This window comes from Streptomyces malaysiensis subsp. samsunensis (genome assembly GCF_024519315.1).
Lineage (GTDB): Bacteria > Actinomycetota > Actinomycetes > Streptomycetales > Streptomycetaceae > Streptomyces > Streptomyces malaysiensis.
This window is the reverse complement of record NZ_JANIIC010000164.1, coordinates 1-4,148: the sequence shown is the minus strand read 5'-3', so window position 1 is coordinate 4,148 and position 4,148 is coordinate 1. Positions and strand designations below refer to the sequence as shown.

General features: G+C 68.7%; 3 protein-coding genes. 1 reads left to right on the top strand and 2 read right to left on the bottom strand.

Features of this window, described 5'->3' with window-relative positions; genetic code table 11:
- Positions 1–781: IS5 family transposase (locus NQU54_RS48110; RefSeq protein WP_257636580.1), on the top strand; the 781-nt coding region annotated here is incomplete at its 5' end.
- 546 nt (positions 782–1,327) lie between these two features.
- On the opposite strand, the gene NQU54_RS48105 is transcribed toward NQU54_RS48110, so the two are convergent.
- Both NQU54_RS48105 and NQU54_RS48100 read right to left on the bottom strand, forming a co-directional pair.
- Positions 1,328–2,581 carry an IPT/TIG domain-containing protein gene (locus tag NQU54_RS48105; RefSeq protein ID WP_257636579.1) on the bottom strand — a complete coding sequence of 418 codons (1,254 nt, stop codon included), beginning with the start codon at positions 2,579–2,581 and terminating at the stop codon, positions 1,328–1,330.
- A gap of 97 nt (positions 2,582–2,678) precedes the next feature.
- Positions 2,679–3,431, bottom strand: coding sequence for an IPT/TIG domain-containing protein (locus tag NQU54_RS48100; protein ID WP_257636578.1), 753 nt, complete (start codon positions 3,429–3,431; stop codon positions 2,679–2,681).
- Between the last annotated feature and the right edge of the window lie 717 nt (positions 3,432–4,148).

Below are 4,148 nucleotides of genomic sequence, written 5' to 3'. Positions count from 1 at the left end.
CGTCAATGACAATGGGATCAAGTGGAGGGCCGTTCCCGTCGACTTCGGGATCCCCTGGCGCACGGTCTACGGGTTCTTCCAGCGATGGCGGGCGAGTGGGGACCTGGCCCGCATCCATGCCGAACTGCACCAGAAAGTCCGCGTCCACGACGGCCTCAATCCCCGCACCGTCGCGGTGATCCTGGACTCCCAGTCCGTCAAGGGCGCCGAGACCGTGAGCCAGGACACCCGCGGCTTCGACGGCGGGAAGTTGATCAACGGCAGGAAGCGGCACCTGGCCGTAGACATGCGAGGCATGGCTCTGGCCGTCATGGTCACCCCTGCGTCCCCACACGACAGTATCCCCGCGCGCGACCAGCTCTTCCGCCTGCGTCTGACCCATCCCGAGATCGCCGTCGCCTGGGCGGACTCCGCCTACGGCGGAACCCTCGTCGACTGGTCCCGCTCCTTCCTCGGCATCACCCTCAAGACGGTGCCCCGCCGCAAAGACCAGGACGGATTCGCCGTCCTGGCGAAGCGGTGGCGCGTCGAGCGGGCGATCTCGTGGGTCATGAGAGCCAGGAGAAACGTCCGTGACTACGAGCGGCTTATCTCCCACAGCGAGGCCCACATCACCTGGACCTTCATCACCCTCATGGTCCGCCGTCTCACCCGCCCTCCCCGACCACCGCGCACCACGCCGCACCCCGTCGAACCGGTGAAAGCGGCGGGCAAGCCCAAGCCCATACGCATCCTCACGCAGCCACAGACGATCCGACTGGCCCCCACCACCTTGCGCTGACCGGGGTCACGGGGTCCGTACCTGGCAGCTGGGCCGTGTCGTTGATACCCCCCATACGACTGATGTCGGGAATGGGTCCGGCCGGTCGGGGCAGGCCCGCCGCAGTGGTCGCCCGACAGCAATTCTCCTCTGCCGCGCCGCCGGGCGGCCTGACTACCACCGAAGGTGCTCATGCCCTGTTCCAGGCAGTCCCTCGCCCGCGCTGTCCTGCCATCCTCAAGCTCTCCGGCATTCCGCGACGTCCGCGCCAAGGTCCTGGATCTCCTCCACATGACGCCCGAGCAGGACCGACGGCTGAGCGGCCGGGCGTGTGCCCGGTGCGGTGCCACCGAGGGCCTGCACGAGGGTGGATACGCCTACACCGCCAGCGGCCCCGATGGACGGGGCCGCCTGGGATGGCCCGTAAAGGTCTGCCGCGACTGCCCGGCAGACCCTGGACACTCCAGCACCCATAGCAGGCATTGAAACCGGGGTTGCCCACCACAGCCAGGCCGGCGGGCGTCCTTCGCCATGGTCGCGGACAGCATAAATATCGGTCTCGTTCCTCTAGATTCCGGGTGCCGCCACACGGGTGTAGACGACGTTGTTGCTGGTGCCGCCGGGCGTGGTGACCGTCACGTTCACCGGTCCGGCGGGCCCGGCCGGTGCGAGGGCGGTGACCCAGATGTCGGAGACGACGGTGAAGGATGCGGGTGTGGTGCCGAAGAGCACCGAGTTGGTCGTGGTGAGTCCGCTGCCGAAGAGCGTGACCGTGGTCCCGGCATCGACCGGCCCCTCGGTCGGCGACAGTCTGGTGAGGACGGGCGTGGCGACATAGGTATACGGGATGCCGTTGCTGGTGCCGCCCGGGGTCACCACCGTGATCTGCACGGTGCCGCTGCCCGGTGGCGCCACCGCCGTGATCTGCGTGGCCGAGACCACCGTGAACGATGAAGCGGACGTCGGACCGAAGCGCACCGCCGTCGTACCGAGGAGGCTGGTGCCGGTGAGGGTGACGGTGGTGCCGCCGGAGACGGGGCCCGTGGTGGGTGAGGCGCCGGTGAGGGTGGGGACGCCGACGTAGAAGTAGGTGACCCCGCTGCTGGTGCCGCCCGGTCCGGTCGCGGTGATCTGCACCGGCCCGGCGGCCCCCGGCGGGGCGAGGGCAGTGATCTGGGTGGCCGAGACCACGGTGAACGACAAGGCGGATGTGGCGCCGAAGGTGACGGCGGTGACGCCCGTAAGGCCGCTACCGGTGAGCGTCACAGCGTTCCCGCCGCCGACGGGGCCCTGCCCCGGGGAGACGGAGGCGAGCACCGGCACCGGCGCCGACACATAGCTGTATGCCACCCCATTGCTCGTCCCACCCGGCGTCGTCACCGTGACCTGCACGGTGCCGCTGCCCGGCGGGGCCACCGCGGTGATCTGGGTAGCGGAGACCACCGTGAACGACGAGGCGGGCGTCGAACCGAAGCGCACCGCCGTCGCCCCCGCGACGCCGCTCCCCGTCAGCGTGACGGTCGTACCGCCCGAGGCAGGACCCGAGGCGGGCGAGATTCCCGTGAGCACGGGCGCGGGCACGGATACGTAGCTGTATGCCACGCCGTTGCTGGTGCCGCCCGACCCGGTCACGGTGATGTGCACGGTGCCGCTGCCGGGCGGGGCCACCGCGGTGATCTGGGTAGCGGAGACCACCGTGAACGATGGGGCAAACATCTGGCCGAAGCGGACCACCGTGATCTGGGTGAAGTTGCTCCCGGTCAACGTGACCGGGGTCCCGCCGCCGGGGGAACCGGCGGCAGGAGTCACGGAACTGATCACAGGAGGGGACGCCACGGCCGTCGAAGGACCGGTGTCTGTACCTGTTTGAGGGGTGCTCAGGATGGATCTCCTTCTGGCGCGTCGTACCACGGCGTGATCAGATGCCCGGACCAGCCACGTACTGGAACGGGGTCGGGGATGTCGCGCTGCCGGCCACAGTGGTGACCGTGATGTCGGCGGGCCCGGGCGCCCCGTCCGCCGTGGGCGGCGAGACCGCGGAGACGGTCGTGTCGTTGATGACGGTGAACGGCGCCGGGACACCGCCGAAGGTGACCGACTGGGTGGTGGCGAAGCCGGTGCCGGGGATGGTCACCGCCGTGCCGCCGGAGGCGGGCCCGGAGGTGGGGTTGGCGGTGCCGATGGTGGGCGTGTCGACGTAGGTGTAGGAGAAGCCGTTGTTGGTGCCCCCCGTGGTCGTGACGCTGACCCCGACCGCGCCGGCCGCCGCGCCCGCCGGCACCGCAACAGTGATGACGCTGTCGGAGACGATAGTGGGCGTCGCGGTGTTGGCGCCGAAATGCACCGCTGTGGCCGTCGACAGCCCGATGCCAGTGATGGTGACGATGTTGCCGCCCCCGAGCGGACCGGCGGTGGCGCTCAGAGCGGACTTGAAGGGCGCGCCGACGTAGAAGAAGTTCAGCGGGTTGCTGGTGCCGCCCGGCGTGGTCACGGTCACGGGGACCACTCCGTTGCCGGCCGGTGTGGTGACCGTGACCGAGGTGGGGGTGTCTGCGGTGATGGTGGCCAGCTTGGAGCCGAAGTGCACAGCGGTGGCTCCGCTGAGATTGCTGCCGGTGATGGCGACGGACTGACCGCCACCGCTCGATCCTGAGCTGGGGTTGATGGGCATGACTGCCTCCATGGTCGATGGGGTGGAGCCGCGCAACGACGCCCCTGGGGACCAGGCCGGATACCATCGCGGTGCGGACAACGGTCCACAGCGATGCCGAGTCAATCGGTGAGGGCCGAAACCGCGGGCTGAGCGCACAGCGGGTGGCCAGCCGGTACCGCCGACGTCCGCCTGCGAGAACGGCTCGATCCCGAAGGTTGTTGCAGATCGCGGGTAATACGGGCGGGCACTCAGCCCGCCGGGAGAATCCACGACACGGTCGCCGCCGGTGCAAGACGCCGATCAGGCAATACGGCGTCAACCGCATCCAGGGAGGGACAACCCACCGGATGGGACGATTCCAGTAACCCACCGGGGTAACCCTGTGCCAATACTCTTGACCTGGGAGTCACCCCAATGGCGGGCGCGCGCATCATGGGTCGCCACACGTCACGCGCCGGGCCCACAGTCGCCACCCAGGGCACACAGAACGCACCATACGTCTTGCGAACACGCCCTCATGGAGCATCGGCTTCGGCTGAATGATCAAAGAGTCAGACGGCGCACACTCCAGCCCTGAGTTCACAAAAAGCTTCCCACTGATCCCGTTTCCGCACAGGGACGCTTCCGGAGCCGTTCACTCCACGGTAATTCGCCGCGTCCTGACGCTCCGAGTTCCGGCACCCCACAAGCCCACCAGTTACAGAACGTCACAGATCACCGGTTCTGACACAGCTT

Coding starts and splice junctions, on each gene's coding strand:
- NQU54_RS48100 (WP_257636578.1), bottom strand. CDS start 3,431: ATGCCCATCAACCCCAGCTCAGGATCGAGCGGTGGCGGTCAGTCCGTC.